This window comes from Acidobacteriota bacterium, assembly GCA_020349885.1.
Lineage (GTDB): Bacteria > Acidobacteriota.
In genome coordinates this window covers 374,200-378,885 of sequence record CP070701.1, presented here as the reverse complement: position 1 = coordinate 378,885, position 4,686 = coordinate 374,200, and the positions used below count along the sequence as shown (strand labels likewise).

The 4,686-nt window shown below is 57.5% G+C and carries 4 protein-coding genes; 3 read left to right on the top strand and 1 reads right to left on the bottom strand.

Features of this window, described 5'->3' with window-relative positions; translation table 11 throughout:
* On the bottom strand, positions 1 to 237 hold a 237-nt coding region (locus JSV08_01675), incomplete at its 3' end, for a hypothetical protein (protein ID UCF81156.1).
* Positions 238 to 815: 578 nt separating this feature from the next.
* Here JSV08_01675 and JSV08_01670 point away from each other — a divergent pair.
* The 3 genes from JSV08_01670 to JSV08_01660 all read left to right on the top strand — a co-directional run.
* The gene (locus JSV08_01670) at positions 816 to 3,314 is read left to right on the top strand and encodes an IPT/TIG domain-containing protein (protein UCF81155.1); all 2,499 of its coding nucleotides are present in this window, start codon (positions 816 to 818) and stop codon (positions 3,312 to 3,314) included.
* Between the two features lie 492 nt (positions 3,315 to 3,806).
* The gene (locus JSV08_01665; GenBank protein ID UCF81154.1) at positions 3,807 to 4,403 is read left to right on the top strand and encodes a hypothetical protein; all 597 of its coding nucleotides are present in this window, start codon (positions 3,807 to 3,809) and stop codon (positions 4,401 to 4,403) included.
* Positions 4,400 to 4,686, top strand: a 287-nt coding sequence (locus tag JSV08_01660; protein UCF81153.1) for a hypothetical protein, incomplete at its 3' end; no start/stop codon positions are given. The genes JSV08_01665 and JSV08_01660, both read left to right, overlap by 4 nt.

Sequence of the window (4,686 nt, the reverse complement as noted above, 5' to 3'; positions counted from 1 at the left end):
TCTTTCGAACTCGTCCCTGCTCTCGTCGGCGAGCTTGGTGCGCAGGACGGCCTCGCGCGCGAAGACGCCGTGCTTGATGGCGTTCATCGAGGACGCGGCCTTGCCCCGCTCGGAGCGGGGGCCGGTCGAGCGCCTGGCGTTCCGGCGGCTCGCCTCGCGCTGGGCCTCGGTCGGAACGCGCCGGGCGGGAAGTTCCAGAACGGTTCCGTTCTTGACAAGAGGTTGTGTTTCCTTCATGGAATCGGACTCCTTTCCGTTTGCGCGCATATCCATGCACACTCGCGCCCGGCGCGCCTCTTGTCAACGATTTTGGCCGACTTGCCGTTTTTGCCGGATCTTGCCCAGACTCTTAGTCTGGGTTGCCGGCCCCGACGCTCCGCATCGGGGTAAAACTTGCCGCTTTTTATCCCGACTACCGTCGGGATTGCCGGCCCGCCCTAACGATCCTGGCGGGTAAAATTTGCCGCTCTAGGCGGAGCTTGCCCAGACTCTTAGTCTGGGTTGCCGACCCGCCGGAGGCGGGTAAACCTCAAACCACTACGTAAAAAATTACCCCGACGGGTCGGGGCTGGCTTCTGGCCGCGCGAATCCGCTTGACTTTCTCGTAAAACGGTGTATCTTGATTGTAGGAAGGAAAAGCCAAGATGCATCTAAGGAATCGACCCCTCCTTCTGGCCGCGGCGGTATGGACGCTGTCGAGCGCCTTCGCCCACGACGACGGCATCCTCCTCCAGGTGGGCTTGAGCGGCAGTGACGCCGTATTAACGTGGAGCGTCGGGAGCAGCGGGCAATACGCCGTCACGCGCTCCCGGCAGGTGGATTTCGCCTACGACAATACCACGCTCGAGCGGAACACGACCTTGCTGACGCTGACCGACTCAGAATCGCTGAGCAGCGGGGAGATTTTCTACTACGAAACCGTGGACCTCACTGCGACCGGCGACCCGGTAGCAGAGCCCAGAATAGTGAAGGGGCAGGGGTTCTTTCCCGATGAGCCGCCGGTTATCACGTCCTTTTCTCCCGCCAATTCCGGAAAGCAGGGCGACTCCATCGTCGTAAACGGAGACCACTTTGACCCCGTTCCTAAAAACAACATCGTGGAGTTCGCCTATCTCAAGGCGGAGGTCACGGGCGGAAGCACTACGGCCCTCAACGTTGACGTTCCATCCGAGGCCTTTTCCTCGAACGTGACCGTGACCCGGGCGGACGGCGAACGAAGCAACTTGCTCGCCTTCTATATCCTGGAGAACGACGAGGACTTTACCGACATTACTTCCATCGCTTTCAACGACAGCGACCTGCACCTGTGGATAGCGGATCGGGGAACGGAAGAAATTTTCGACCTCGACCCCGCCGACCCGCTCAACCCGGTTGCCAGGGTATCCGCTTACCCCGATCCTTTCATTTCGGAGATAAGCGCCGAGGGAAAGCTTTATTATTCAAGCGGCTCTCCCACGGTGCCGCCGAATCCGCGAAACGTTCGCTCTATCCTTGTTACATCGCCTTATACGGACGAACTCTTTGCCTCGACCGTGGATGCGGGAGACGGGTCAGACCCGATACATGCACGGGGATTGGACGTTCATCCGTCCGAGAACCCGGTGAATTTCGCCTACCTGTTCGACGGCTTCTCCAGCCTTCCGCGAAGGATAGAAAGGAACGACGTGTCCCTAGACAAGAACTGGGGGAACTGGCCCGGAGGTTTTCTTTTCCCCGACGATCCGGCGGGCACGCAATTGACCTCGGACGGCGCGATGTGGATGACGGGGCTTAGTCCCTTTGTGCCGGGTGACGGCCACCTGTGGATTTCCTATCTCGATGGCGCTTATGATGGAGGCTCGCTTGGGCCGGGAGTTCCGCACGGCCTCGATTGGAACGAGGTGGAAAACATATTCGTTAATACGCTGGAGACCGTCATGGACGCGGCCTACGCGGAAAACGCCGATCGGTACGCCTTTATATATGCCGCGGAGAAGACGAAAATTTACAAAGATTGGGATATAGACATTGTCCTGACGCCGCTTCGCAGCACCCGGGTGCTTATTTCCAGGCTGCATGGTCTTCCCTACCCGAGCACGGCCCAGAGCGCGGACGGGCAGGTCACGATAAAGGTCATCACCAATCCGCCGCTGGTGGGTGAAACCGTGTACCTTCGCATCATAGACCCCCCGGATACGGCGCTCTACGGCACACCGAGCTTCGGGGACAATAATGACAAGGTGGCGGGGGAGGACGCCGGGAGCTTCAGCGCGGCGGACCGGTCGGTGGACACGACCTCGGTAGTAACGGGAGCAGACGGAACGGTCGAAGTGACGCTCTACATAACCGACCGCTACGCGGGAGACAACTACAAGATTCAGGCGAGCTTCGAACCGTTCGCAGGCGACGACCCGCCCAACCCCGGGACTCGCATCAAGGCCGAGAGCGGAACAATCACGGCGTGGAAGCGTATTTATGTAGAGAGGGATGATATGTATCGGAGAGGCGGTATGCTCTTTAGCGATTTTACGCCGGACGGAGACAGCTTGCCCGATACAATCCAGGTGGAAACGGGGCACAACCTCATTGTCGGAGATGGTATCGACATCTTCGATGCCGACCATCCTGTCGAGATGTTTGCCCATGAAGCAGCGACGATTCAGACCATCACGCCGGACACGGGCTTCGACTCCGTGGCGCTGGACGTGGATTTGCAGCAGGGCTACAACGCGGGATTCGCGGGCGGCGACAAAGGAGCGGGCGTTGGCGTGCCGAGTACCGGGTTTTACAAGGCGGATGCGGGGCTCTTGCATGATACTTACGGCGAGGTGTTCGTGGAGTACCTTTTTCCAGATGCAGGGCGAGGTGCGGTTCCCTATCGTCCAAGTTTCGTACTGGCAGATTTGACACCTTTCCGTGACATCTGGTTTTCAAATCAAACGAAAGCAAACTATCTATTCTTAGTAGGTGGCACCGAGCGTTCGGATAATCCACTTAGCAAAGGGACCAGCCACGACGGAAAGGAACTTAACTTTGTATGGATAAAAAGGATTGAAGCCAGCGCCGCGGATGCGCCTGCGGCCAACCGCGATGTTGTCTGCCATGAGTTTGGACACCAGTTTGGCGTTAACCCGGAAGACAGCCTCGGCCATGATCTAAATGATGCTTGGTGCATCGCGACGACATGCCCCACGGAATTGTGCGTAATGAACGAGTCGCGGGACGCTGAAAACGACATTATAAAATTTGACCACTCCCTTAACAGCGACAGCAGCGGCGCTAAAGATACGGAAGAAGTCCGGGGAGCGATAGACGGATTACCCCCTAACAACTAAAGTTTGGAAAATGGAGTAACCATCATGAATAACAAAACACTGTTAGCCCTGGCCTTGAACTTAGCATGCATTCCAATCTACGCCCAAGAAGCGCCGTTTCAAGTAACGTTTTCAACCCTCAAACATGTGTATACCCAAGGCGAGCCTATTCACGTGACCGTTGAGGTGCGAAATGTAAGTGGAAGAACGATATACTCGCCCATCTGGACAGGCCTTACCGCGAAGAGGCATTATTTCGTGGAAATCCAGGGGCCCGGTGGAGCAGGGAAGCCCTGTGCTCGATGGCACGACGATAGGATGTGGCCGTTTTATGGAACTGACAAATTTGAAGCGGATTATGAGCGGCGCGACGTTTACGTGCTGAACCAGTGGTATGAGATGCTGGAGCCAGGGCAATACCGGTTGCGCTTCGTGCTTCGCGCGGACGACAAGCCTATGCCGACGGAATTGAAGACAGAAGGAGTACCTGCTGAGAGCTATTGGGTCGGAGAAGTGCGGTCGGAAGAGGTCGTGGTTGAGGTAGAGAGGGCCCAAGGAATTGACCGTGAGGCGTTTTCGTTTTTGAAGACTCAAGTTGAGGAGCTGACATGCTGTAGCGTCGTCGGAAAGCTTCGAGAGGTGATTAACGACCTCCACGAAAAATTCCCCTCCTCTCTTTACACGTCTTACGCCCTGTGGGAGCACCGTAAGCCGAACTTCGCGCCCCTTCGCGGGGACAAGCCCGTCACGCCGCAAGAGATCGTCGAAAGCCGCTTGCGGAACGCCCGAAATCCCGTCAACGAGCACGATCGCTCGGTGCGTCCCGGCGAACGCAAGGAAGAAATCGAGGACTTGTGGTTCATCCTCAAGCACCAGCCCGAATTCGTCTTTCTCGACGGCGTCTACGAGGCGCTCGGGCTTTTGTACGTGGAGGAGCAGGATTTACAGCAGGCTCAAGGGATGTTCGAGAAAGCCGCCGGGGTGACGAAGGACGCGAAGCGGAAAGGGCGGATGGGGGCGTTCGTGGAGGCCCTGCAGGGGCGCGCCGATAAACCGGAGCGCGAAGCCGAAGAAGGGACCAAGGCGCCTGCGGAGAAACAGCCGGAGTGAGCTATCTGAGGGCATCCGGGCGTTGTTTCACGGCCCTGGCGGTGTTGACGTTTGCTTGCACGATAACTCCGGGCGCTCCGGGGCTCAAGCTGCACTCCGAGCTTGTCAAAAACCGGCACATCCTCGGCGAGCCGATTTACCTGACCGTGGTGCTCGAAAACACCGGAGAGTCAGCTATTACAATACCCGGGGGGGTGATGAGCCGGTTTTTAACGGTAAGAGTTGTTTACGAAGGCGGTTTTGCATCCTATCACGGCCCTACGATGTCCATAACACACGTGGT